The following is a 25046-nucleotide window of genomic DNA, read 5'->3' on the forward strand; positions in this document are numbered from 1 at the left end:
CCGCACCCGTCAGGGGCACGAGGGCCGGCTGCCCTCGGCATGTCCGGGCTATGGATCGACACCACAAGAGTAAACAAAGAAGTGTGCTATCGGCTAATTCCGAGGAAGGGACAGGCCGTGTCCGTTCGCGACGGCAGCCGCGGCCTGCCTGCTTAAACGAACACAGCCCCTGCCTTGCGGCTGGGGCTGTGTTCGGTGCTGATGCGTCCGATTAAACGGACTGCGATGTCAGAAATATCAGTTGACGCGGATGAAGACGGGGCCGGAGCCAACGTTTGCGCTGAAAACAACGGTCTGGTTGCCGTTGTAGCCGCCGTGTACCGCCTGGCCGTTACCGGCGTAGACAGCGATGTGGGCCATGCCGGCGCCGCCATCGGCGTAGTAGATCAGGTCGCCCGGCTGCGCTTCAGCAGCGCTCACGGTACGCCCCAGGGAGAGGTAGCCGGCGGGCCAGTCGTGGAAGTTGATTCCGACGGCGGCCAGGGAGTTGGTGACCAGCATGGTGCAGTCCTGCATCACGCCGAGCTGGGCGTAGGCGGCGGAAAGGATGGCTGCACCCTTGCCGGACGCGGAAGCCTGGGCTGCGGGAGCGGCAGGAGCAGCGGCCGAAGCAACCTTGGCGGTGACCTTGGGAGCAGCAACGGGCTGGGCGGCAGGAGCGGGAGCGGCTTCCTGGACCTCAACCTCGGGTTCCGGAGCTTCCACCACGGGAGCCGGAGTGGTGGTCACTGCGGGCTTCTCGAAGGAAATGGCGATGGTGGACTCAGCCGAAATCGGAGCCTCAACCGTCGATTCAACTTCCAGGTTGGAAGCCGGAGCAGAGTCACGCTGGACGTTGGTGTCTGCGGCGTTGGCTGCCAGGCCGCTGGTCAGGACCAGGCCGGAAGCGGCAGCGATCACTGCTGCCTGGCGGCCGACGCCGCCTGCGTTGTCGCCGACAGCCTTGGCAATGATGGCGAGCGAGTTGGTTTTAGTGACTTCGGCGCGATGCCGTGCGGTTGCACGAGTAGTCATCAGTTCTCTCTTTCGTATTCCCCCGTCGCCTTGTAGGCAGACAGGGGGTTTGGACGTGCCGGCATCTTGGGGGTACGCCGGCACGTCCCGAACGGGGATGTGTGATTTAGCGAAAAAAGCTTGGGGGCAAAGAAAAAGCCCTTGGACCCGGAGGTCGAAGAACTAGTTCATTGTGAAGAACGCGGAGGAGCCGGTGGCGGCTACCGCGTGCAGCAGCGTTCCCTGGGAGGGGTTCAGTGCGCTGATCATCATGCCGTTGCCAACGTAGATGCCAACGTGGGCGCCACCGTTCTGCATAACGAGGTCACCGGGCTGCGGAGTGGAGGTCGGCTTCATGGCCGTCCACGCGTTGGTGCGGGGGATGCTGATGCCGGCCTGGGCATAGACCCACTGCGTGAAGCCCGAGCAGTCCCAGCCCGTGACGGGGCTGGTGCCGCCCCATACGTACGAGTGGCCGATTCCGGTGTAGGCGATTGCGGCGATGCCCGAGGTGGAAGCAGAGGAGACAGTCTCGGCCAGCTTCTCCGTAGCGGAGGCAGCAGTACCGGTGGCAGCGTTTCCAGTTGCGGAGGCGGTGGACTGGGTGCGTACGGTCTGCACCTTGGGAGCGGCTGTGGTCTTGACCACCGGGCGCTCGAAGGACACGGTGGCAGTGGGGGCGGCAGTAACGGCAAGCGCGCTCTGGGCCGACCCGGACTCGGTGGAAGCGGAAACACCAGCGGCGTTGTCCGCGGCAGTGGCTGGCAGGCCCATGCTCAGGATCAGGCCGGAGGCAGCTGCGATGACTGCAGCCTGGCGACCAACTGTCCCGGCATTGGCACTAACGGCCTTGGACACAGTATCCAAGGGGTTGGTACGAACCGTTTGCGCACGGTGGCGCGCAGAATTATGGCGTGAAGACACGAAGGTAGCCTCTCCCAATGCCTGCGAGGTGAGCTGTCGGATTCGGATGGGAGTCACCCGGCCGCGCTGCTTCCTGGGAAGCTTTGCGACTTAACCCCAAGGCCTTTCCATGGAAAGGCCAAAATTGGTTCCCCCGCCCCTGCCAGACGATGTCATGCGAACGGACCTTGAGCGGTGGCAGAGCTAGGCAATCCGCACAAGAGCGTCAACTTCGGAAAAGTTGACGCGAGTTAGACGGTACAGCAGTTTTGAATGAATGTCACATTCAGGTCACGGCAAGTCAAGATCATCTGATAGTTCACCGTCACTTGACTAGAGCCAGCCAGTGGGATCAACCACTTCGCCGTTGACCTGGACCTCGAAGTGCAGGTGGCAGCCCGTGGAGGCTCCCGTGGTGCCGCTGAGCGCGATAACTTCCCCGCGCGATACGGTCTGCCCTTCCTTCACGCTGGAGGACGACAGGTGGTTGTAGGTGGTTTCCAGCCCGTTCCCGTGGTCGATCACAACGCGGTTCCCGCCACCGAACTGGTGCCAGCCCACAAAGGTCACGGTTCCGGTGGCGGCGGCCATAACGGAGGTGCCGCACTGCGCCACATAGTCCTGTCCGCGGTGGAAGTCGCCGGTGCCGCCGGTGATGGGGCTGACGCGGTAGCCGAAGGGCGATGCGGTGGTCATCACGGCGAGCGGAGCGCCGAGGCTGCCGGCCGAGGCGGCGCGGCTGATGGCGCCCGCCGATTGTGCACTGAGCAGCTGCTTCAGCTTGCCGTCCGGATCAGCCTGGGTCACCACGGCGGAGCGGCTGAAGTCGATCTGCGCTCCGGCTTCGGCTGAAATCTGGGGCTGGGGCGCCACGGCGGAGGCGGCAACAGGCGTAGCGCCCGAAGCATCAGTGGCCATAACGGGACTGGTGGCCGGAACCGTGACCGTAAGGACCAGGCCGGTGGCGGCAAGGGCAACGCCGGCCTTTTGGCCGATGCCGCTGGCGGACGCGAACTCGGTGATCTGGCGGAGGGGACCCCGACGGCGGCGCGCATCACGGTGGAGATCGCGGGGGCGCTCCGAGGTGATGACTTCGACAACACGCGGTGTCGAAGCGGGGCCCGCCGCGCGGCGGCGTCCCCTGGAATTCTGCATGGTCAAGAAGGGTTCCTCTCTGGAAAGCCTGCGAAGTTAGCTGTCGGATTCGGGTCAGAGAGTTCAAAGACCCGGTCCGCCGTAAGCAAGCTTCGGCACAGAGATATCCCGGGAGGGATCCTTCACTGGAAGAGGCTTGCTGCTGACGGACTTCACCCCAAGGCAGTCCCCCGCTGCCGCTTGTGGTTCCCCCGCCTCTGCCAGTTACGACTCGTGCTCCTGATCCGCTGGCAGAGCTCGGCTCCAGATCAGGTAACGCTTTAATATCAACGCTTGGTTCAACTATAGGGGCTTAAGGCCCTTAGTAACAATTCCGTTATCTTTGGGTATATGCCCCGTGATGGGGTAGTCAGCCCCTTAAGCTGCAGGCTGGCGAATGGCGACAAACACGTGCGCGGCCACCTCGGGCGGCAGTTCCAGCGCCCCTTCAATACCCGGAACCCGTACCGAAATGTAATCGCCCACCCGCTCCAGGGCCACTGCGGCGCCCGGCCGGATACCGCCCTCGTCGAGCTGGGACAGCAGTTCCGGTTCCACTTGAATGGGTTCTGCAAGCCGGCTCACAGTCACCTCTGATGCCGGACCATAGGACTTCATCGCATCCAGGAGGCTGATGGCGCCGTCGGCAAAACCCAGGGACGGCGTGCCGCCCAGGGCTGCCAGGCCGGGAATCGGATTTCCGTACGGTGATTCGGTGGGGTGGTTGAGCAACTCGTAGATGCGCCGCTCCACCCGTTCGCTCATCACATGTTCCCAGCGGCAGGCTTCGTCATGGACGTAGGCCCAGTCCAGGCCGATCACATCGGCAAGCAGGCGCTCGGCGAGCCGGTGCTTGCGCATAACCTCCGTTGCGCGCTTGCGGCCCGTTTCCGTGAGTTCCAGATGCCGGTCTCCGGAGACAACCACCAGCCCGTCCCGCTCCATCCTGCCGATGGTCTGGGAGACGGTGGGCCCGGAGTGGCGGAGCCGTTCGGCGATGCGCGCACGAAGAGCAACGATGTTCTCTTCCTCAAGCTCCAAAATGGTCCGAAGGTACATCTCCGTAGTGTCGATCAGATCCGTCATCCAGCTCAGCTCCTCGAGCGCAGTACCTTGCGTTGTCCCACCGTATCGCCTTACACCGCGACGTAGTCCGTGGAAAAGCTTAGCCTATTTTGACTTTGTCCGAATAGTTCGCACGTGTGCTACGGGGGCGTCTCATTGACTGGACTATGACGGTCCGGGTTCCCGCGGAATCAGCGCTTCAGGCAGAATGAGGAAGGCCCTGGTTGCAGTCACCGCAGACTGCCGGCCGCCAACACCCGTCCGGACCACAGTTATGTCCATGCCGAAATTGGAGCACCCGTGAGCGAAACCAGCATCACTATTCCCGCCGATCTCCTCCCCAAGGACGGACGGTTCGGCGCCGGGCCTTCCAAGGTCCGGCAGGAGCAGATTGATGCCCTGTCAGCCGCGTCAAAGGACATCCTCGGCACCTCCCACCGCCAGGCCCCGGTCAAGAACCTCGTGGGCTCCGTCCGCGAGGGACTGAGCCAGTTCTTCCGGGCACCTGAAGGGTACGAGGTAGTTCTTGGCGTGGGCGGCTCCACGGCATTCTGGGACATCGCCAGCTTCGGCCTGGTCGAGAAGAAGGCGCAGCATCTTTCCTTTGGTGAGTTCGGCTCCAAGTTTGCCGCAGCCACCAACAAGGCACCCTTCCTTGAGGCGTCCTCCATCATCAAGTCCGAGCCCGGCACCCGCCCCTCCGCGCAGGCTGAAGCCGGCGTGGACGTTTACGCCTGGCCGCAGAACGAGACCAGTACCGGCGTCTCTGCTCCCGTACAGCGCGTCTCCGGCGCGGACGAGGGCTCGCTTGTCCTGGTGGACGCCACCTCTGCTGCCGGCGGCCTGGACGTCGACGTGGCACAGAGTGACGTTTACTACTTTGCCCCGCAGAAGAACTTTGCCTCCGACGGCGGGCTGTGGCTTGGTCTGTTCTCCCCTGCCGCCCTGGAACGCGCCGCCCGGATCAAGGCCGGCGACCGCTGGATCCCCGACTTCCTGGACCTGCAGACCGCCATCGACAACTCCCGCCTGAACCAGACGTACAACACCCCCTCGCTGTCCACCCTGGTGACGCTGGATGCACAGGTGCAGTGGCTGAACTCCAACGGTGGCCTGGACTTCGCGTCCAAGCGCACCGCCGATTCCGCCGGCCGCATCTACAGCTGGGCCGAGGCTTCCGGGTTCGCCACTCCCTTCGTCACTAACCCGGACGAGCGCTCAAACGTCATCGCCACCATCGACTTCGACGAGTCCGTGGACGCAGCCGCAGTGGCCAAGGTCCTGCGCGCCAACGGCATCGTGGACACCGAGCCCTACCGCAAGCTGGGCCGCAACCAGCTCCGCATCGCAACGTTCGTGGCCATCGAGCCGGCAGATGTTTCGGCCCTGCTGGAAAGCATCGACTACGTCGTGGGCGAGCTGCGCAAGTAGCCAGGACGCTTTAACGTACGACGGCGCCGCCCGGGTTCATCCCGGACGGCGCCGTTCGTTTGTGGTCAGGAAGTCCTTGCTGCGTCGCCGGGCTGCCCGCCGTCGTCGGGCTCCCCGTCCCCGGACTCCTGGTCCTGCTCCTGTTCCCCTGCGGCCGGCCCAGCTGCTGCGTCGTCCGCCGCAGCAGGTTTCGCCGAAGCTGGCTCCTGGACCCCAGGCTCAACCTCAGCAGTTTCCTGCTCCGGTTCCTGCTCATCTTCGGGCCGGACCCGCTCCGCCCACGGAACCCATTCCGGGGCAAGGATGGAGTCCTCGGACGGCAGCAGACCCAACTCGTTGACCGTGACCACCTTGGAGCGTGAGTTCCGGGTCAGGACCGCGAACCATTGCCAGCCACCGTAGCCGGGCAGCCGGGACTCAAAAAGATGCGTCACCAGGCGGTCGCCTTCGCTCCTGGCTGCCAGGTGCCGACCAATATCCTTTGCCGCCGTAATGCCTTCGATCGCCGTCCGGGCAGTGTCCACCGCGGCGGCAAGGAAGGCGTCGGGCTTGCCGGTCCGCCATACGGGCACACCTGCACGCGGCTTGGGGCTCCGCACCGGCGCAGGCGCGGCGGCCCGTGATGCGGCGGTGGCGGTAACCGGCTCCTGCTGCTCCGGTTCCCGGGACGCGAACTCCCGGGACTCAACTGCCGGCTGCGGCTGATCAGCTTCCGAACTCATCAGGGCCTAAACGTCCAGCTCGTCGGCAACCTTACGCAGGGCGGCGGCGATGGCCTTGCCCTTGTTGCCTTCCGGGTATTTGCCTTTGGAGAGCGTTCCGGACAGGTTGTCCAGCACGCTCACCAGGTCCTGGACCAGCGGGGCAAGATCGCGGGCGCTGGGACGTTTCGCCTTGGCGATGGACGGCGTCTTATCCAGCACGCGCAGTCCCAGGGCCTGGGCACCCTTACGTCCGTCGGCGACCCCGAACTCAACGCGGGTGCCGGCCTTCAGCTCCGTGACACCCTCGGGCAGCGAGGATTTGGGCAGGAACACTTCCTGGCCGTCTTCGCCCGCAAGGAATCCGAAGCCTTTGTCCTTGTCATACCACTTGACCTTGCCGGTAGGCACGTAATCAACCTTCTTCGTTCTGACGTCTTGAGACACGGCCAGCCGTCACCGCATCCGCATTGTTGTGCGGGTTCAGGGTATGGCGGCTGAAGACCGTGTTGGTCCATATCCCTCAAGGTTATCCTGCCCGATGCCCTAATCCTGCTTTCATCGGCGCCCGGAGACGCATGCCCGCACTGTCGGACCGGGCTGTTAGCGTTACGTCCATGACTCCCTCGCGTTACCGGCGGCCCCTGACGATTTTCGCCGCGGTTATTGCCGTGCTCTCGCTGGCGGCGGTGGCTGCCGTCATGGCGTTTGCGTTCGCCGGTGCGGTAGCCCCCGCCTGGGTCACTTACACCGCGCTGTACGCGCTGCCGCTGGCGTTCCTCCTGATGCTGTTCCTTGTCCTGGACAGCGTCGCCGGGCGCCGCCGGGCAGGAAAACCGGACGGGCGGTAACGTTGGACTGATGTCCCTTATTCGCGCGCTCAGCAAGGACCTGGAGGCCCGCAGCGACGATTCGTTGCGGTCCCTGTTCGACGCGCGGCCGGACCTCATCTCCCCCGCCGTTCCCGATTTCGCCGCCCTCGCTGCCAGGGCCAGCGGGAGGGTCAGCGTCCAGCGCGCCCTGGAGCGCCTTAACCGGCCCCAGATGCAGGTCCTGGAAACCCTCCATCTGTGTACAAACACCGATACCAAGCACAGCGCGTCAGCCGCGGGCCTGCGCACCCTTATTTCGGGATCCACCCTTGCGGCCGTGGAACGCATCCTGGCGTCGCTGCAGGAACTGGCGCTGGTGCACCGTGCCGAACCGCCGCACGGAACTCCAGCCGGCAAGCAGCGCTACTACCTTCCGGTGGGCAGCCTAAAGGACGTGGTGGGGATATACCCGGCCGGGCTGGGACGGAGCTACACGGAACTGGTGCGCCTCCAGCCCGCGTTCGCGCAGCGGGCCGTCCAGCTTGTTTCCGAACTCCACCGCAGCGGCGTCGCCATCCATGGCGCCACAACGCCCATGGAGGCGGCGCTGGCGCTGCAGCACTGGACGTCCTCCCCAGAGGCGCTGCACAGCATCCTGTCCACGGCCCCCGAACGGACCACCACGCTGCTCGCCAAATTCCGTAACTGGGCCATGGGTGCCGTCCCCCAGGCCCAGCGCAAGGCATCCATCGCCACTGAGGGATCCGACGTCGGGCCTGTCGACTGGCTCCTGGCCCGCGGCCTGCTGGTGCCGCTGGACGCCGCCCACGTGGAACTGCCGCACAGCGTGGGACTTTCCCTGCGCGGCGGGGCCATTATCAATGACTTCACGTTGTCGCCGCCGGTCCCTGAACTGGGCCGCACCAGCGCCGCCCTGCGCCGCAACGCCGCGCTGGGCGCCATCGCGGAAACCCTGCGGCTGGTGGGCGAAATGCTCCATGCCGTGAAGGAACAGCCGCTGGCCACGCTCCGCAGCGGAGGCGTGGGCGTCCGGGAGATGAGGCGGCTGGCTGACGTCCTCCGGATCGACCAGCCACGCGTCGGGCTGCTCCTGGAGCTCTGCGGGCTTGCCGGCCTGATCCGTCTTGACGTCGACTCGTCCTCGTGGATGCAGCCGCCCGAATTGGAGTGGCTGGTCCTGCCCCGGCAGGAACAATGGCTCTGGCTGGTAAACGCCTGGCTGGCCAGCGAGCGTGTACCGTCCATGGTGGGCCAACCCATCAGCGGGACACCAGGAGCAACGGCAGGGCACCGGGCTGCATCGGGGAGCACGGTCATAGCGTTATCGGCCGAAGCACAGCGGCCTGACGCCCCCGTTGTGCGCAAGCGGATCCTGGAAATCCTCAACGAACTCACCCAGGAGGCGGCGGCACCGGACGGAACCGCGCCGGTCCTTGATGCTGCCGCAGTCCTGCAGCGCGCCGAGTGGGCGCAGCCGCGGATGGCCCGGCGCTTCAGCTCCCTGATCCGGGGTGTGCTGGCCGAAGCGGAAATCCTCGGTTTGCTGGGTTCCGGAGCGCTCAGCCAGCTGGGAAGCGCCATCGCCGGCGACGACCCCGACGCCGCACTCACCATCCTTGGTGAGCACCTGCCGGCAGAGCTGAACCACGTGCTGCTCCAGGCGGATCTTACTGCGGTGGCGCCCGGCTACCTTGCTCCGGCGCTCAGCGAAAAACTGCTGCTGATGGCGGACGCGGAAGGCCAGGGGCCGGCCACCATCTACCGGTTCTCACCGGAGTCCATCCGCCGCGCCTTGGACGCCGGGCACGATGCCGCGGTCTTGCTGGACTTTCTGCGGGAGCACTCGGCCACAGCCGTTCCCCAACCGCTGCAGTACCTCGTGGAGGATACGGCGGCACGCCACGGCCGGCTCCGCGTGGGTGTGGCGGCCAGCTTCATCCAGAGCGAGGATGAGGCGGGCCTGCTTGAACTGCTGCGGGGGCCCAAAGCCGAGGGGCTCGGCCTGGTCCGGATTGCTCCCACCGTCCTGATTTCTTCGGCTCCCCCGCGTGAAACGGCGCAGGTGTTGCGCAGCCTGGGCCTCTCCCCGTCGCTGGATGAATCGGAACAGCCCGTTCTCCGGCTCCGGCGTGTTCCCGCCCCGCATGCCCCGTCGCGGCCCGTCTACACCGCCCCGCGGACAGCACCGGAGCCTGAGGAAATACAAGCCCAGCTGGACGTGCTCCGCCACCGCCCGGCCGCCGTCGTAAGCCATGCCGGGCAGGCGGATTTCGGCTCGGAGGCGGCCACCCAGCTGGGGCTCGAGGCCCTGCAGCGCGCCATCCGGCTGAAGCAGCGGATCAGCATGAACGTGGTGGACGGCATGGGGAATGCCAACCTGGAGATCGTTGTTCCTCTCTCAGTGAGCGGCGGGCGCGTCCGGGTCTTCGACCCCGCGAAGGACACCGAACGGGTTCTTTCCATCCACCGCATCATCGACATTGAGGCTGCAGAGGAACTGCACCAGTGAAGGACTTCCCCGCGTGAACGACGGACCCCTGATTGTCCAGAGCGACAAAACCATCCTCCTCGAGGTGGACCATGACCTCGCCACCGAAGCCCGGCACGCCATCGCGCCGTTCGCTGAACTGGAACGCGCACCGGAGCATATCCACAGCTACCGGCTGACGCCGCTGGGACTGTGGAACGCCCGCGCCGCCGGACTGGACGCCGAAAAGGTCCTGGACACGTTGCTGAAGTATTCGCGCTTTCCGGTGCCGCACTCGCTGCTGATCGATGTCGAGGAAACCATGTCGCGGTACGGCCGGCTGCGGCTGGAAAAGGACCCGCAGCACGGGCTGGTCATGCGCACGGACGACTACCCCGTGCTCGAAGAAGTGATCCGGTCCAAAAAGATCCAGCCCCTCCTGGGTCCGCGGATCGACGGCGAAACGGTAGTCGTTCACGCTTCCCAGCGCGGGCAGCTCAAGCAGCTGCTGCTCAAGATCGGCTGGCCGGCCGAGGACCTTGCCGGCTACGTGGACGGCACCCCGCACCTGATCGCCCTCAATGAGGACGGCTGGAAACTGCGGCCCTACCAGCAGATGGCCAGCGACAATTTCTGGGCCGGCGGCAGTGGCGTGGTGGTGCTTCCCTGCGGGGCGGGCAAAACCCTGGTGGGCGCGGCGGCGATGGCCACCGGCTCCACCACCACCCTGATCCTGGTCACCAACACCGTTGCCGCCCGGCAGTGGAAGGACGAACTGCTCAAGCGCACGTCCCTCACCGAGGACGAGATCGGCGAATATTCGGGGGCCCTGAAGGAAGTCCGCCCCGTCACCATTGCCACATACCAGGTGCTCACCACCAAGCGCGGCGGGCTGTATCCGCACCTGGAACTGGTGGACGGGCATGACTGGGGCCTGATCATCTACGACGAGGTCCATTTGCTGCCTGCCCCGATCTTCCGGATGACGGCGGACCTGCAGGCCCGGCGCCGCCTGGGCCTGACCGCAACCCTGGTGCGTGAGGACGGCCGGGAGGGCGAGGTCTTCAGCCTGATCGGGCCGAAGCGCTACGACGCGCCGTGGAAGGACATCGAGTCCCAGGGCTACATCGCGCCCGCCGACTGTGTGGAGGTCCGCGTGGACCTGCCGCGGGACGAGCGCGTCGCCTACGCGATGGCCGAGGACGCCGACAAGTACCGGCTCTGCGCCACGTCCGAATCAAAGACGCAGGTGGTGGAGCAGCTCGTGGCGCGGCACAGCGGGGAGCAGCTGCTGGTCATCGGCCAGTACATTGACCAGTTGGACGAGCTCGGCGAGCGCCTCCAGGCGCCCGTCATCAAGGGTGATACCTCGGTCAAGGTGCGCCAGAAGCTCTTTGATGCCTTCCGGGCCGGGGAGCTCCAGACGCTGGTGGTGTCCAAAGTGGCCAACTTCTCCATCGACCTGCCCGAGGCGTCGGTGGCAATCCAGGTCTCCGGTTCCTTTGGATCGCGGCAGGAGGAAGCACAGCGGCTGGGCCGGCTGCTGCGGCCCAAGAAGGACGGCCGGGCTGCAAGGTTCTACTCGCTGGTGGCCCGGGATACTTTGGACCAGGACTTCGCCGCCAAGCGCCAGCGGTTCCTCGCCGAACAGGGTTATGCCTACCGGATCATGGACGCCAAGGACGTGGAAAAAGCGGAGTAGTCCTCTCCGGCGGCTTCCCTCCCCGGGCTCACTGCGGTACAGCGCATACTGAAAGCATGCGACGTCCTGTGGAACCCTTTGTACCGCAACCCGGCCAGGAATCCGTTTGGGACTATCCGCGGCCACCGCGCGTGGAGCCCAGTGAAGAACGGATCCAGATCGTCTTGGGCGGTGAGCTCATCCTTGACGCCTCTCAGTCACTGCGCGTTCTGGAGACCAGCCACCCGCCGGTCTACTACTTCCCCCGGGAAGCCTTCGGGGCCGGCACGCTTGAGCCGGCAACGGGAAGCAGCTATTGCGAGTTCAAGGGGACGGCACGGTACCTCGATGTTATTGGCGGCGGCACGGTGGCCCCTGCGGCGGCGTGGTTCTACCCTGAACCGTCGCCGGGCTTCACCGCACTGGCCGGTTACGTGGCCCTGTACCCCGGCCGGATGGACCACTGCGAGGTGGACGGCGAGCGTGTCCGTCCCCAGGGCGGCTCGTTCTATGGCGGGTGGATCACCAGCAGGGTGGTGGGCCCGTTCAAGGGCGAACCGGCAACGGCGTTCTGGTGAATCGCTGCTCCTGCCGGCACTCCTTCTTCACAAGGGCCTTCCACCCAATATCCAGACAACTCCCAGAGTCTGGGAGCATGATGGGAACATGAACAAGAACGGTCCAGAAGCGAAGCTCCTTGTGGTGGACGATGAACCCAACATCCGCGAGCTGCTGTCCACCTCCCTGCGGTTCGCCGGATTCGACGTCGTCTCCGCAGCCAACGGACGCGACGCCCTTGCCGCCGCCGACCTGCATTCACCGGACCTCGCCGTCCTGGACGTGATGCTCCCGGACATGGACGGGTTCACCGTCACCCGGCGGCTCCGCGCTTCAGGCAAACACTTCCCCGTCCTGTTCCTGACCGCCAAGGACGACACCGAGGACAAAGTCACCGGCCTCACCGTGGGCGGCGACGATTACGTCACCAAGCCCTTCAGCCTGGACGAGGTAGTGGCCAGGATCCGCGCCGTCCTGCGCCGGACGCAGCCCTTGCTCGATGACGACGCCGTGATCCGGGTGGATGACCTGGAACTCGACGACGACGCCCACGAAGTCCGCCGCGGGGGCACCGTCATCGAACTCTCCCCCACCGAGTTCAAGCTGCTCCGCTACCTTATGCTCAACCCCAACCGCGTGCTGTCCAAGTCGCAGATCCTGGACCACGTGTGGGAATACAACTTCAACGGTGACGCCTCCATCGTGGAGTCCTACATCTCCTACCTCCGCCGGAAGGTGGATATCGATCCTGAAGCTCCAGCCCTGATCCAGACCAAGCGTGGCGTGGGGTACGTGCTTCGGACGGCAGAAAAGCGCTGACCTTGCTCCAGCGTTGGAAGTCGGCCTCCCTCAGGACTCAGCTCGTGGCCATGATCATGGCCCTGCTGATCGTTGCACTGACCGTGACCGGCGCGGGAACCCTGACCCTGCTTCACAGCTACCTGCAAGGCCAGGTGGATGACAAGCTGTATGCCGCCGTCGAGCTGGCCGGGAAGCAGCGCTCCTTCACGCAGCTGCAGACCCCCAATCCTCCGGTCCCCACCGACTACTCCTTGATACTTTTTGTCCCGGGACAGGAACCCTATCCGTTTGGTGGTGACGCCGAGAAGCATCCGGACATCAGTGCCATCAGCGTTGAGCAAGCCCAGGCCCGCGGAGTGGTCCCGTACCAGGTGAGGGGTACCGACGGGCAGAACTGGCGGGTGGTTGCGGTGACCGTCCAGACCAACCAGACCACGGCTGTTGTTGTCATCGGGCTGCCGCTGCAGAGCGTCGATGATGTGCTGAAGCACGCCACGCTCGTGGTGACAGGCGTTGGCCTCCTGACCCTGCTGCTGGCGTCCCTGATAGCAAGCTGGACCGTGTCGCGCTCCTTCCGGCCGCTCGCCAGGGTGGAGAAGACGGCAGCCGCGATTGCCGCCGGTGACCTCTCCCGCCGCGTTGAAGTGGAGAACCCCGGCACCGAGCTGGGCCGGCTGAGCAGTTCGCTGAATGCGATGCTCGCCCACATCGAAACGGCGTTCGCCGCCCGGACGGCCTCGGAGGCGAGGATGCGCCGGTTCGCTGCCGACGCCTCGCACGAACTGCGGACCCCGCTGGTGACCATCCGCGGTTTTTCCGAGCTGTACCGGCACGGTGCGTTAACCACTGACGAGGACGTTGCCACCGCCATGGGAAGGATCGAGAGCGAAGCCAAGCGCATGGGCTCCATGGTGGAGGACTTGTTGCTCCTGGCCCGCCTTGACGAGCAGCGCCCGTTGCAGCGCAAGCCGGTGGACCTGCAGCTGATCGCCCATGATGCGGTGGTGGATACGCAGGCCAGCTCGCGGTCGCGGGTGATCTCCCTGGTGGGGCTCGACGGCGGCTCCGCGGCACCTGCGCCCGTGCTGGGCGACGAGGCCAAGCTCCGGCAGGTGGTGGGCAACCTCGTGGGCAACGCCCTGCGGTACACTCCTGAAGACACCCCCATTGAACTGGCTGTTGGTGTCCACGTTTCAGAGGACGGGCAGGAGCGGTCCGTTATCGAAGTCCGCGACCATGGACCGGGTATCTCCGAGGAGGATGCGTCCAAGGTTTTTGAACGCTTCTACCGTGCCGACACGTCCCGCACCCGTGAGACCGGCGGCAGCGGCCTGGGCCTGGCCATTGTGGCCGCTATTGTCGGATCCCACGGCGGTTCGGTGCGGGTTGCCACCACCGACGGCGGCGGGGCCACCCTGGTGGTCAGCCTTCCCAAGCGCGAAGACGCGCCGATGGAGGCCAAAGCCGAGGGCAGCGACGAGGTTATCCACATATAACTTTCGGCCGTGGCACCGTTAGCCGGCGCATCCCTAGGCTCGTTGCAGACGTCCGGAGAAGCCGGGCACGGGAGCACATACTGCTGCCCGCTACAGCGAAAGGCACTGCCATGAGCATCATCTCTGTCGATACCGAACTCCTGCAGCTCAAGTCGGCCAACGTCCAGGCAACGGTGGAGCGGATCAGCGCCGACGTCCAGGCCATGAAACGGGGACTGGACGAGCTTCAGGGCTCGTGGCGCGGCTCCGCAGCCACCAACTTCCAGGCGCTGGTCACGGAATGGACCATCACGCAGGGCCGGGTGGAGTCTTCGCTGGCGTCCATCAACATGGCACTTGCCTCGGCGGCTGCCACGTACGCGCAGGCAGAGCAGGGGAATACCCAGCGGTTCAGCTAGGCCCACCGCCGGACACCCGCTCGTAGCCTTCGTCAGGCTTCGGGCGTGCCCTGGTGGAACCGCAGCCGCCAGCGCTCACCGTCGAGCACCCACAGGGAGCTCCGGAGGGTGGTGCCTGAGCGCGCGAAGCTCCGGTAGGTCAGCAGCACGGCGCCGGGGCCCACACGGTCCGCGCCGATGATCTCGATGTCGGTCCGCTCTCCCGGGTCCTCTTCCAGCGCCATCATCATGGCATCCCGCGTCCAGACCCGGCCGGAGCTGCCGATTTCCAGGAAGTCAGGGTGCAGGAGGACTGCTGTCCTGCCGATATCACCACGAACCAGGGGACCCAGCAGTTCCCGCTCCAGCTGCTCCACGAGTGCTTCGGGCGGCGCCGTTTCAGCCGGGCCGGTTCCGGCGAGGTCGAAAGCCCCATCACCAAGCTGGGCGAAATCCAGCTGGGCGTAGTCCTGGCTGGTGTCCTGCCGGGTCAGCTCCTGCTGGTTGAACAGGTCAGGCTCACGGGCTGCTGCTGCGGGAGTGCGGACCGGGGTTGCAGCCGGCCCCGCAGTACGTGCTCCCGAGGCGGGAAGGTGGTGCGCACCGGGGAAGCCGGGCCCTGAGCGGGCGGCCACACCCTGCTGGTAGGCAGTGGCCGCAGCCCGGGCACGCTCGTCGGCGGCTTCGTTCAGGTCGTGCCCGGCGTGGCCCTTGACCCATTCGAACCGGTATTTGCGCCCCGCCAGTTCCCGGTCCAGTTCCTTGAGCAGGTCAACGTTCAGCACGGGCTTGCCGTCCGCCTTACGCCAGCCCTTCCGCTTCCAACCTGGCATCCATTTGGTGATGGAGTTGATGACGTACTGGCTGTCGCAGAGGATGTGCAGGTCCTCTTCGGGAAGATGGGCAGTGGCCCGCAACAGATCCAGGACAGCCATCAGCTCGCCCTGGTTGTTGGTCCCGTGCGGCCATCCGCCGGCGCGCCAGCAGTCGTCGTCCACGTACCAGGCCCAGCCTGCCGGGCCGGGATTTCCCAAAGCCGAACCGTCGGCCGCTGCTGTAATCGTCACCGGTCCATCCTGCCAGAAGAGACCGACAAACAGATGGTCGGGCCGCGCTTCCGGCCACTGCTGCCTGCTGTGACCGCTGCCTGCCCTCACCGGACGAAGGAACACCCCTTGGCAGGAAAGCGTTTACCGAAACTCCTTGACGGCGGCATCGGCGCCCGGCACAATCGGATGTCATACCAGAAAACGCTTTCTTGGTCTGGGCGAGGCGGGCGAGGACGTCCCCTTTGTCACCCAAGGAGAAGGCGTTTCCACCAGAACGAGGAAGGCACATCGATGACGATTCCAACCGGCAGGCGGAGGAAATTCCAGCTGGGCGCAGTAGCAGTGGCCCTCTCCCTCCTGGCAACAGGATGCGGCGCGTCCGGCGGTTCCGGCAACAGCGAGGAAGTGACGCTGCGGTTTGCCTGGTGGGGCAATGAGTACCTCAACGCACAGACCGAAAAGGTCATTGACGCTTTCGAAGCCGAGCACCCGAATATCAAGATCGAATCCGAGCCCGGCGAGTGGGCCAGCTACTGGGACAAGCTCGCCACCAAGACTGCTGCGAACGACGCGCCGGATGTCATCCAGATGGACCAGAAGTACATCGCCGAATACGGCGGACGCGGTGCCCTCCTTGATTTGTCCAAGCAGAAGGGTATCGACACCTCCAAGCTGGACAAGGAAGCGCTGGCATCAGGGCAGTACGACGACGCCCAGTATGGCCTGAGCACAGGCCAAAATGCCTACGTGGTCATGGCCAACACCAAAGTCTTTGAGGCGGCCAATGTTCCCCTCCCGGATGACACGAAGTGGACCTGGGATGACTTCATGGCCGCGGCCGCCAAGATCAGCGCATCAGATGACGGCAAGAACTACGGCGCGGCTTACGGCGCCAACGAAGCGGACCTGATCATCTGGCTGCGGCAGCACGGCGAGAACCTCTATTCAGAGGACGGCAAGCTGGATTTCGATACCTCGACGGCCGCCTCCTTCTGGGAGCGCCTGAAGGAACAGCGTGATTCGAAGGCCAGCCCGCCCGCCACTGTCGCCACCGAAGACGCCGGCGCGGGGCTGGAAGAAAGCCTCTTCGGCACCAACAGGGTGGGCATGGCCTGGTGGTGGACAAACCAGCTCGGTTCCCTCGAGGCGACGACCGGCAGCAGCATCAAGATGCTCCGCGCGCCCAGCACTGACGGCTCCGCTGCAGGGAACGGCATGTACTACAAGCCCACCATGTTCTGGTCCGCCTCCTCCCGCTCAAAGCATCCGGAAGAGGCAGCCACCTTCATCAACTACCTGGCCAACAGCCCTGAAGCCGGGGCGATCCTGATGACTGACCGGGGCGTACCCACCAACCCGGAGATCGTGGAGGGCATCACGCCCTCGCTGAAGCCTGCGGACACCACGGTGGTCAGCTTCCTGAAGGACATCGCCGCGGATATCAAGGAAGCACCACCGGTTCCGCCGGTGGGTGCCGGCAGCGTGCAGAACGTCATCAAGCGGTACACCGATGAAGTCCTTTACGACCGCCTCACGCCGCAGGCAGCTGCTGAAGCATTCAAAAAGGAAGTTGAAGGAATGCTGGCCAGCGCCAGGAAGTAAATCTCCTGCTGGACAAAACAAATGCGGCCCCCTCCAAGAGGGGGCCGCATTTATGTATTCGCGGGACCAGGCCCGGCAGGGAAGGCTTAGAAGCCGCCCATGCCGCCCATGTCGTCGCCGCCGCCAACCGGGGCAGCGTTCTTCTCGGGCTTGTCGGCCACAACTGCCTCGGTGGTGAGGAAGAGACCGGCAATGGAGGCCGCGTTCTGCAGGGCAGAGCGGGTCACCTTGACGGGGTCGTTCACGCCGGCAGCCAGCAGGTCGACGTACTCGCCGGTTGCGGCGTTCAGGCCGTGGCCTGCGGGCAGGCCGCGGACCTTGTCGACCACAACGCCCGGCTCCAGGCCGGCGTTGAAGGCGATCTGCTTCAGCGGGGCGTCGATGGCAACGCGGACGATGTTCGCACCGGTTGCTTCGTCACCGGACAGCTGCAGGTTGGCGAATGCCTTGGCACCGGCCTGGATGAGGGCCACGCCGCCACCGGCCACGATGCCTTCTTCAACAGCAGCCTTGGCGTTGCGCACTGCGTCTTCGATGCGGTGCTTGCGCTCCTTGAGCTCAACCTCGGTTGCGGCACCGGCCTTGATGACTGCAACGCCGCCGGCCAGCTTGGCCAGGCGCTCCTGCAGCTTCTCGCGGTCGTAGTCCGAATCGGAGTTCTCGATCTCGGCGCGGATCTGGGCCACGCGGCCGGCGATCTGGTCGGCGTCGCCGGCACCTTCGACAATGGTGGTCTCGTCCTTGGTGACAACAACCTTGCGTGCCTTGCCCAGGAGCTCCAGGCCGGCGTTCTCCAGCTTGAGGCCAACTTCTTCAGAGATGACCTGGCCACCGGTGAGGACGGCGATGTCGGCGAGCTGTGCCTTGCGGCGGTCACCGAAGCCCGGAGCCTTGACGGCGACGGACTTGAAGGTGCCGCGGATCTTGTTGACGATCAGGGTGGCCAGGGCCTCGCCCTCGATGTCCTCGGCGATGATCAGCAGCGGCTTGTTGGACTGCATGACCTTTTCGAGGACAGCAACCAGTTCCTTGACGTTGGAGATCTTGGAGTTGACGATCAGGATGTACGGATCCTCGAGGACCGTTTCCTGGCGCTCGGCGTCAGTGACGAAGTAGGCGGAGATGTAGCCCTTGTCGAAGCGCATGCCTTCGGTGAGCTCAAGCTCCAGGCCGAAGGTGTTGGACTCCTCGACCGTGATGACGCCTTCCTTGCCCACCTTGTCCAGGGCTTCGGCGATGAGGGCACCGATTTCCTCGTCACCGGCGGAGATGGACGCCGTTGCGGCGATCTCTTCCTTGGTTTCGATTTCCTTGGCGGAGTTCAGCAGTTCGGCGGTGACGGCCTCAACGGCCTTCTCGATGCCGCGCTTGAGGGACAGCGGGTCGGCGCCGGCAGCAACGTTGCGCAGGCCTTCCTTCACCAGTGCCTGTGCCAGCACGGTTGCCGTGGTGGTACCGTCGCCGGCGACGTCGTCCGTCTTCTTGGCAACTTCCTTGACCAGCTCGGCGCCGATCTTCTCGTAAGGATCGTCCAGCTCGATCTCCTTGGCGATGGAAACACCATCGTTGGTGATCGTGGGGGCGCCCCACTTCTTCTCGAGGACGACGTTGCGTCCACGCGGGCCGAGGGTGACCTTAACGGCGTCGGCGAGGATGTTCAGACCCCGCTCAAGGCCGCGGCGTGCCTCTTCATCAAATGCAATGATCTTGGCCATAACGGCAGTAGTCCTTTCGGGACAGTCGTTAAGAATGAACCTTCGCTGCAGTGCCCGCGACGGACGATCCTTCGCCATTGGCCTCTGTATGCCTCCGGCTGCGGATCTCACTCCAGTTAGGTGTTTCTTCGCTCCTCGACCGGTGCAGCGCGCCGCGGGCCGGAACCAGCTTTGCTTTAGCAGTCGGTACGTCAGAGTGCTAACTCAATAATTAGCACTCCCCACGTTAGAGTGCAAGCGAATAAGACCCTGCTTTGCCCCGTTTAGCCGAGGGCGAAGCTCAGCCCGCTGCCCGTCCGGCGGTCTCCCGGCCGCTCGGCACAGGATTGTTGTCGGCCGCGTAGGTATAGACGGTAAAGGTGGCGGTGGTGATGTCCCCGTTGGCGTCGAAGGCAATCGGGCCCGATTCGCCGTCGTAATTAATATCGGGGCGGGTCATGAGCCCTGCCCGGCAGTCCTTGTAGGTCTGGCAGGCATCGGCCTCCGGTTTCCCGGAGGATCCTTCCACCGCTCCTCCGGAGGCGGAGATCAGGTTGGCGGCGATGGAGCGGCCGGCGTCATCCTGCGCCCTGGCGGCAGCCAAGGCGGCAACGGTCACGGCGTCGTAGGCCTCGGCGGCGAACGAAACATCCTTCAGTCCTGGGTCCACCGTGAGCAGCCTGGCCTGGAAGTCGGCGTCGGGAAGCTGCCCGGCAACCACCGCCCGGGCGCCGTCGAGGAACTTGGCGGGCAGCCGGGAGCTGTAGCGGGCAAAGGCACCGTCGCTGAGGATGATCCGCTTCCCGTCCACGCCGGCATTGGCGAGTTCGGCCAGGACACCCTGTGCACCGTCCCGGGCGATGACAATCACAGCATCCGCTCCGGCCTTGCCGACCTCCGCGGCAGCAGGGCCAACCTCACCCGGTTTGAAGTCTTTGGTGGCTGCCACGTTCATTTCGGCCTGTTCCGCAGCGGTGGCGACGGCGGCTGACACGTCCGTGCCGTAGGAACCGTCCTGGTGCATCACGGCCACAGTTATGGCGCCGGCGTCCTTGGCGAGCTTCACGAGGACGGGGCCCTGTGCGACGTCGGCAGCTGCCGTCCGGAAGTAATAGCCGCCGCTGTTGGAGGTGCTGAGGCCGGCGGCCGTGTTGGCGGGCGAGATGAGGGGTGTCCGGGCGCGGGACAGGATGTCTATGGCAGCGGCGGCGTGGCTCGAATCGGTGGGGCCGATCACAACGTCAGCTTTTGCGGAAACGAGTGCCTGGGCCTGCCCGGCGGCATCCTGGCCCGTTTCGGTAGGCAGCAGCTCCACCGGCTTGCCTTTGTGGCCGCCCGCGGCGTTGATCTCCTGCACGGCGAGCCTGGCGGCAGCGAGCTGGGGTGCGTTCAGGAAGGAGTTCTCGCCGGTGCTGTCCAGGATCAGCCCGATCCGCAGGGTGCCGTCCCCGGACGCCTCCGCCGGTTCCACCCTCGCGTTGCCGGTGGCACCGGAGCAGGCGGTCAGGGCGAGGGTTGAGCAGGCGGCAGCTGTGATGAGTGTCCGGCGGATGCCCACGGGACGGAGGAAAGCGCTGTTCACTCGGCCGGCCGGACGCTTTCGGCCTGCGGGCCCTTCTCGCCTTCGCCGACTTCGAGCTCCACGCGCTGGCCTTCGTCGAGGGCCCGGTAGCCTTCGCCCTGGATGGCGGACCAATGGACAAAGATGTCATCACCCGTGCCGTCCACGGTGATGAAGCCGTAGCCCTTTTCCGCGTTGAACCATTTGACGGTCCCCAGTGCCATGTCCGACCACTCTTTCCATTGTGTCCGGGTGTCCACGCCGCGGTATTCCGGCTGGCCCGAACCGAACCTGAAAATCACTCTAGCCAACTCCGTGCCCCCCGGGGCGGGACGGCTCCGGGACAGCCGGCAATAGTTATTCAGGCGTAACAGCCGGGCAGGCGGGCAGGTGCGTGGCCGCCAGGACGGACGCTGTCTACCGGTAGCCGGGCCCCAGCACCACAACCAGGGGCACCTGGAATTCCGTGCTGTTCACCAGCGTGGGGATACCAAGGAGCTCTGCCAGCGCCTGGGCGCTGGCCAGCTGGCCTGCTCCCGAGTAGAAAATGGTGGACCTTTGCTGTGGCGAACCGGCCCAGTTGCCCACCTGCCCCAGCGTCCAGCCGTCAGCCTGGACCGTGCCGCCAACACGGCTTGCCAGCCCTGCGGTGCCCGCGGCGTTGTAGATGGCCACAGCCTGGGCTTTGTTGATCAGTGCAGGGGCCTCGGCAGATGCGATCGGTGCGGATTTGGCCTCGGCGCTTGCTTCGGGTTCAGCCGTCGCGGAAGGCTGGGCATCAGCGGACGGAGAAGCGTCCGGAGTTGCCGAGGGCGTGGATCCGGTGCCGGCCAGCGGCGCTGCCTCCTGGCTGACGGAGGCCTGGTCACCGGCTGTGGCGAAACCCAGCTTGGGAAGGATCAGGAAAGACACCAGCCCAATGGCCAGTGCTGCCACGCCCACGGCGAGGATAGGCCACAGCCGCACCCTGGCGGGGGCGGAAGCCGTGCGGTGGACACCTTGTCGCGAAGCAGTCTCCGGGACCTTGTCGAATTCATCGCGGGCATATCTGGTCATGGTGGATGACATCCTTGTTGGTTTGCTGCTGGAGGGCACAGCGGGAGCGTCTTACGCGTCGGACCCCAGGCGCCGTGCAGTACGTGCACGGTGACGCGACGTACGTAGTCTACGCAATCGCTTGACCAGCATGGGATCGTGGGCCAGCGCATCCTCGGTATCGATGAGGGCATTGAGCAGCTGGTAATAGTGGGTCGCGGAGAGGTCAAAGAGCTCCCGGATGGCCTGCTCCTTGGCACCGGCGTACTTCCACCACTGCCGTTCGAGGGCGAGCATCTGCTGCTCCCGCTCGCTCAGCGGCGAGTCACGGAGCGAGAAATCGGCCAGGAGTGAATGCCGTGGTTCCTGCTCCGGCAGGTGCTCCCGGGCTGGCTCCGCCACTGCATACTCCTTTGCTGGTTTACAAAAATGTCTGACCCCCATGCTACGGGCGAATAACACCAATGTCATTTGCACACGGCCTGGCTGCCGGCCCCTCACCCTGGGCGTCCCTGCAAGAATGGGACGGTGTTTGAATCAGATGCTTTGTTCGACCTGGCGCAGCAACCGGCGGATGCAGTGGGTTTCGCGGAGCTGGCGCTGCTCCCCCTGGATGAGCTTATGGCACCTGACTGGGCTGCTGCTCTGGCGGGAGTTGAAAGCGAACTCCGCCACGTACTGACCTTCCTTGCCGGCGAAGTGGCAGCGGGGCACCAGGTCCTGCCGGCGCCGTCGAACGTCCTGCGGGCCTTCCGGCAGCCGCTCGCGGACGTGAAGGTGCTCATTGTTGGCCAGGACCCCTACCCCACGCCGGGGCATGCGGTGGGGCTTTCCTTTTCGGTTGACCCTCGCACGCGGCCCATTCCGCGGAGCCTGGCAAATATCTACCGCGAGCTGGAAGCGGATCTCGGTGTGCCCGCCCGGGTGCACGGGGACTTGTCCGGCTGGGCAGACCAGGGTGTGCTGCTCCTGAACCGGGTGATGACGGTGCGGGCGGGCTCCCCCGGCTCGCACCGCGGCAAAGGCTGGGAGAAGATCACGACGGCGGCCGTCACCGCCGTCGCAGGCCGGCGCCGTCCGGACGGGTCACGGCAGCCCCTCGTTGCAGTGCTGTGGGGCAAGGACGCGGACAGCGTCCGCCCTCTGTTGGACGGGGCGCCCGCGGTGGCGAGCGCCCACCCCAGCCCGTTGTCCGCGTCCCGCGGCTTTTTTGGTTCCCGCCCCTTCAGCCGGGTGAACGAACTCCTGCGCAGCCAGGGTGCGCCGGACGTAACCTGGGAGCTCCCGCCAGTCCCCTAGCTTAGGCTTGCCTTATGAGCACCGTGCCCGCCGCCACCAGCGCCACCAAAAAAAGCCGTCCGCAGGTCAATCTCACAGTGATCCGGAGGGAAGAACTGTCCCCGCACATGGTCCGGATTGTTGCCGGCGGGGACGGCTTCGCAGACTTCTCCAACAACGACTTCGTTGACCGCTACGTCAAGATTGTTTTCCCGCAGCCGGGCATCGAGTACCCCTCCCCCCTGGACCTGTGGAGCGTCCGCGAAACCATGCCGCGGGAACAGTGGCCCTTCACCCGCACCTATACCGTCCGCTGGGTGGACGAGGCAGCCCGCGAACTGGCCATCGACTTTGTGGTGCACGGCGACGAGGGCCTGGCGGGTCCATGGGCCGCGCAGGCGCAGCCGGGCGACACCCTGACGTTCACCGGCCCGGGTGGCGCCTACAATCCCGCACCCGACGCGGACTGGTACCTTTTCGCCGGCGATGAGGCTGCACTGCCGGCCATCGCGGCAGTCATCGAGTCGCTGCCGGCCGAAGCCACAGGCCTGGCCTTCCTTGAGGTGGATTCCGACGCTGACATCCAGCCCATCGCTGCCCCGCCGGGATTTGAACTGCGCTGGCTCACCCGCAACGGCGTCCCTGCCGGCGAGAGCAACCTCCTGGTCCAGGCCGTGGCCGATGCCGCGTGGCCTGCCGGCCGCGTGGACGTGTTCGCCCATGGCGAGCGTGGCTACATGAAGGCCCTGCGCGACGTCTTTTTCAAGCAGCGCGGCCTCGACCGCAAGCAGGTCTCGCTCTCGGGCTACTGGGCCAAGGGCCGGGTGGAGGACGTGTTCCAGGCGGAGAAGAAGCTGCCGGTCGGCCAGATCTAGTCAGCGGCGGCGGGCCCGGCGCCGCTCGTTGCTCGCCAGGCTCCTGGTCAGCGGCCGGGCAAGCGTGTCGCCGAGGACGATCCCGCCCGCCGTTCCCAGGACAATCGCACCGGCATTGAGCATCCCGCCGGCGCCGAGGAGGATCTCGGCTTCCTCGATGGTGAGCACATACATGGACCGGAAGATGGTCAGGCCCGGCAGCAGGATCAAGGCGGCCGGCACGGCCACCACAAGCTGCGGTGCCCCCATCCGCAGGGCAACCACGCGGGCCAGCAGGCCGATCACTACGGCAGCCAGCGCGGGCGAGAACCGGTCCCCGACTCCCAGCTGGCCGGCGGCGAGCAGCACGAAGTAGCCCGCCACTCCCACTCCCGCCGTGGGCAGCAGCAGCTTCCAGGTGGTCTGCTCCGTAATCCCGATGGCCATCACGGCCACCGCCACGAAGATCACCAGGACCCAGAGGTCGTAGGCCGGCGGGAACGTCTCCGTGACATCGATCCGCTGCATGCCTGTCAGCTCGCCCACCACGAAGGCGACGGCGATGCCCGCAACGATGGCGCCGAACGTCAGCAGCGTTGACAGGAACCGTCCCGCAGCCGTAACGGGGAAGCCGTTGATCGCATCCTGCACCGAGGAGACGAGGCGTCCCGTGGGCAGGAGCAGCAGGATTCCGCCCACCACCACGATGGCCGGCGATGTTGTCAGCCCGAACTGCCAAAGCAGCAGCGCCAGCTGTGTCACCACAAACGAACAGCTGGCGGTGATGAAGAAGTCCGGCACCCGCCACCGGCCCAGTTGGCGGGCCAGCAGGCTGATGCCAATGTTGGCCACAAAGGCGATGGCCGAAGACACCGGCCCGCCGCCCAGGACGCCCACGAAGACCGCCGCGAAGGTCCCGAACGCCACCGTGACCAGCCACCGCGGGAACGGTTTAGGGCTGGTGATCGCCTCATCCAGCCGGCGGATAGCCTCGTCACGGCCCACTCCCCCAGCCACGATGTCCGTGACCAGCTGGTGGACCTTGGCCAGGCCCGCGTAGTTATTGGTCCAGGAGCGCACCACGCGCAGCAGCGCGATGGGTGTCTGGTCCTTGGGAGCGTAGTTGATGCCGACGGACTGGTTGGTGATGTCCACTTCGATGTTCTTCAGCCCCAGCGCCGCGGTGACGGCGATGATGCTGGTTTCCACCTCCAACGCACCGGCGCCATAGCGGAACATCGTCTCGGCCAGGTGCAGGACGAAGTCGAGGGTCTTGCGGGCAGAGGTGTCGACGCCGCCCACCTGGATCATCGGGTTGGCGTAGGGGCTGCCGGTGAGCCGGTCCACGATGCTCAAAGGAGCGGTAGGCGGGCTTTCGCCCTGGACCAGGCGGCGCAGCATTCTTTTCGCGGCGGCGTTCTGGCGCGCCTGGGAGGCTGTCAGTGGCTCCGTTTTGGGCAGGCCGTCCGTCTGCGGCCTGCGCCCGGGGTACTCAGGCTGGTCAGTCATGGTTGCCTCCTCCCAGTGCGGTGC

At 65.6% G+C, this 25046-nt stretch carries 24 protein-coding genes and 2 riboswitches; of the genes, 11 read left to right on the forward strand and 13 right to left on the reverse strand.

Annotated elements, in window-relative coordinates; all coding sequences use genetic code 11:
* Positions 1-237: 237 nt before the first annotated feature.
* From QRN11_RS07975 to QRN11_RS07990, 4 genes are all read right to left on the reverse strand, one after another.
* Positions 238-1014, reverse strand: coding sequence for an NlpC/P60 family protein (locus tag QRN11_RS07975; RefSeq protein ID WP_091417228.1), 777 nt, complete (start codon positions 1012-1014; stop codon positions 238-240).
* A 162-nt stretch (positions 1015-1176) separates the two neighbouring features.
* On the reverse strand, positions 1177-1851 hold the full coding sequence (locus QRN11_RS07980; RefSeq protein WP_285250551.1) for a C40 family peptidase: 675 nt from the start codon (positions 1849-1851) through the stop codon (positions 1177-1179).
* A gap of 70 nt (positions 1852-1921) precedes the next feature.
* Positions 1922-2082: riboswitch (cyclic di-AMP (ydaO/yuaA leader) on the reverse strand.
* Between the two features lie 147 nt (positions 2083-2229).
* Complete coding sequence (locus tag QRN11_RS07985; RefSeq protein ID WP_091417224.1) at positions 2230-3051, reverse strand: M23 family metallopeptidase; 822 nt, start codon at positions 3049-3051, stop codon at positions 2230-2232.
* A gap of 10 nt (positions 3052-3061) precedes the next feature.
* Positions 3062-3273, reverse strand: a riboswitch (cyclic di-AMP (ydaO/yuaA leader).
* 135 nt (positions 3274-3408) lie between these two features.
* Entirely contained in the window at positions 3409-4116 is a 708-nt protein-coding gene (locus QRN11_RS07990; RefSeq protein ID WP_091417222.1) for an iron-dependent transcriptional repressor DtxR, read from the reverse strand.
* 279 nt (positions 4117-4395) lie between these two features.
* Here QRN11_RS07990 and serC point away from each other — a divergent pair, with 279 nt between their 5' ends.
* Positions 4396-5526: a phosphoserine transaminase gene (gene serC, locus QRN11_RS07995; RefSeq protein ID WP_142059943.1), complete on the forward strand. Its 1131-nt coding sequence runs from the start codon at positions 4396-4398 to the stop codon at positions 5524-5526.
* Positions 5527-5591: 65 nt separating this feature from the next.
* Here the strand turns inward: serC and QRN11_RS08000 are convergent, their stop codons facing one another.
* On the reverse strand, positions 5592-6248 hold the full coding sequence (locus QRN11_RS08000) for a DUF3027 domain-containing protein (protein ID WP_285250552.1): 657 nt from the start codon (positions 6246-6248) through the stop codon (positions 5592-5594).
* Positions 6249-6254: 6 nt separating this feature from the next.
* Complete coding sequence (locus tag QRN11_RS08005; protein WP_009358151.1) at positions 6255-6638, reverse strand: cold-shock protein; 384 nt, start codon at positions 6636-6638, stop codon at positions 6255-6257.
* Positions 6639-6844: 206 nt separating this feature from the next.
* Between QRN11_RS08005 and QRN11_RS08010 the strand changes: the two genes are divergently transcribed.
* The 7 genes from QRN11_RS08010 (at position 6845) to QRN11_RS08040 (ending at position 14461) form a co-directional block, all read left to right on the forward strand.
* Entirely contained in the window at positions 6845-7078 is a 234-nt protein-coding gene (locus tag QRN11_RS08010; RefSeq protein WP_285250553.1) for a hypothetical protein, read from the forward strand.
* A 10-nt stretch (positions 7079-7088) separates the two neighbouring features.
* Complete coding sequence (locus QRN11_RS08015; RefSeq protein WP_285250554.1) at positions 7089-9569, forward strand: helicase-associated domain-containing protein; 2481 nt, start codon at positions 7089-7091, stop codon at positions 9567-9569.
* A 13-nt stretch (positions 9570-9582) separates the two neighbouring features.
* Positions 9583-11229 carry a DNA repair helicase XPB gene (locus QRN11_RS08020; protein WP_285250555.1) on the forward strand — a complete coding sequence of 549 codons (1647 nt, stop codon included), beginning with the start codon at positions 9583-9585 and terminating at the stop codon, positions 11227-11229.
* Positions 11230-11285: 56 nt separating this feature from the next.
* Complete coding sequence (locus QRN11_RS08025) at positions 11286-11786, forward strand: DUF427 domain-containing protein (protein ID WP_285250556.1); 501 nt, start codon at positions 11286-11288, stop codon at positions 11784-11786.
* A gap of 88 nt (positions 11787-11874) precedes the next feature.
* Positions 11875-12585 (forward strand): response regulator transcription factor, encoded by a 711-nt coding sequence (locus tag QRN11_RS08030; RefSeq protein ID WP_142059953.1) that lies wholly within the window; start codon positions 11875-11877, stop codon positions 12583-12585.
* A 2-nt stretch (positions 12586-12587) separates the two neighbouring features.
* On the forward strand, positions 12588-14063 hold the full coding sequence (locus QRN11_RS08035) for a sensor histidine kinase (RefSeq protein WP_285250557.1): 1476 nt from the start codon (positions 12588-12590) through the stop codon (positions 14061-14063).
* 110 nt (positions 14064-14173) lie between these two features.
* A complete protein-coding gene (locus tag QRN11_RS08040) occupies positions 14174-14461 on the forward strand; it encodes a WXG100 family type VII secretion target (protein WP_091417210.1) in 288 nt (95 codons plus the stop codon).
* Between the two features lie 32 nt (positions 14462-14493).
* On the opposite strand, the gene QRN11_RS08045 is transcribed toward QRN11_RS08040, so the two are convergent.
* On the reverse strand, positions 14494-15507 hold the full coding sequence (locus tag QRN11_RS08045) for a ribonuclease HI family protein (protein ID WP_285250558.1): 1014 nt from the start codon (positions 15505-15507) through the stop codon (positions 14494-14496).
* 273 nt (positions 15508-15780) lie between these two features.
* Here QRN11_RS08045 and QRN11_RS08050 point away from each other — a divergent pair, with 273 nt between their 5' ends.
* Entirely contained in the window at positions 15781-17091 is a 1311-nt protein-coding gene (locus QRN11_RS08050) for an ABC transporter substrate-binding protein (RefSeq protein WP_285250559.1), read from the forward strand.
* Between the two features lie 86 nt (positions 17092-17177).
* Here QRN11_RS08050 and groL read toward each other — a convergent pair whose 3' ends face one another.
* The 5 genes from groL to QRN11_RS08075 form a co-directional block, all read right to left on the reverse strand.
* Complete coding sequence (groL, locus tag QRN11_RS08055; RefSeq protein ID WP_091417205.1) at positions 17178-18806, reverse strand: chaperonin GroEL; 1629 nt, start codon at positions 18804-18806, stop codon at positions 17178-17180.
* A 280-nt stretch (positions 18807-19086) separates the two neighbouring features.
* On the reverse strand, positions 19087-20367 hold the full coding sequence (locus QRN11_RS08060; protein WP_285250560.1) for an ABC transporter substrate-binding protein: 1281 nt from the start codon (positions 20365-20367) through the stop codon (positions 19087-19089).
* Positions 20364-20570 (reverse strand): cold-shock protein, encoded by a 207-nt coding sequence (locus QRN11_RS08065; protein WP_091417924.1) that lies wholly within the window; start codon positions 20568-20570, stop codon positions 20364-20366. The genes QRN11_RS08060 and QRN11_RS08065 overlap by 4 nt, the downstream gene beginning before the upstream one ends.
* A gap of 193 nt (positions 20571-20763) precedes the next feature.
* Entirely contained in the window at positions 20764-21402 is a 639-nt protein-coding gene (locus QRN11_RS08070; RefSeq protein ID WP_285250561.1) for a LytR C-terminal domain-containing protein, read from the reverse strand.
* 51 nt (positions 21403-21453) lie between these two features.
* Entirely contained in the window at positions 21454-21783 is a 330-nt protein-coding gene (locus QRN11_RS08075; RefSeq protein WP_142059961.1) for a DUF3263 domain-containing protein, read from the reverse strand.
* Positions 21784-21909: 126 nt separating this feature from the next.
* Here QRN11_RS08075 and QRN11_RS08080 point away from each other — a divergent pair, with 126 nt between their 5' ends.
* Positions 21910-22680 carry a uracil-DNA glycosylase gene (locus tag QRN11_RS08080; RefSeq protein WP_285250562.1) on the forward strand — a complete coding sequence of 257 codons (771 nt, stop codon included), beginning with the start codon at positions 21910-21912 and terminating at the stop codon, positions 22678-22680.
* A gap of 14 nt (positions 22681-22694) precedes the next feature.
* Positions 22695-23534 (forward strand): siderophore-interacting protein, encoded by an 840-nt coding sequence (locus QRN11_RS08085; protein WP_285250563.1) that lies wholly within the window; start codon positions 22695-22697, stop codon positions 23532-23534.
* Here the strand turns inward: QRN11_RS08085 and QRN11_RS08090 are convergent, their stop codons facing one another.
* Positions 23535-25022 carry a threonine/serine exporter family protein gene (locus tag QRN11_RS08090; protein WP_285250564.1) on the reverse strand — a complete coding sequence of 496 codons (1488 nt, stop codon included), beginning with the start codon at positions 25020-25022 and terminating at the stop codon, positions 23535-23537.
* Positions 25023-25046: the final 24 nt, after the last annotated feature.

The sequence above is a fragment of the Pseudarthrobacter sp. fls2-241-R2A-168 genome, assembly GCF_030209335.1.
Taxonomy (GTDB): Bacteria; Actinomycetota; Actinomycetes; order Actinomycetales; family Micrococcaceae; genus Arthrobacter.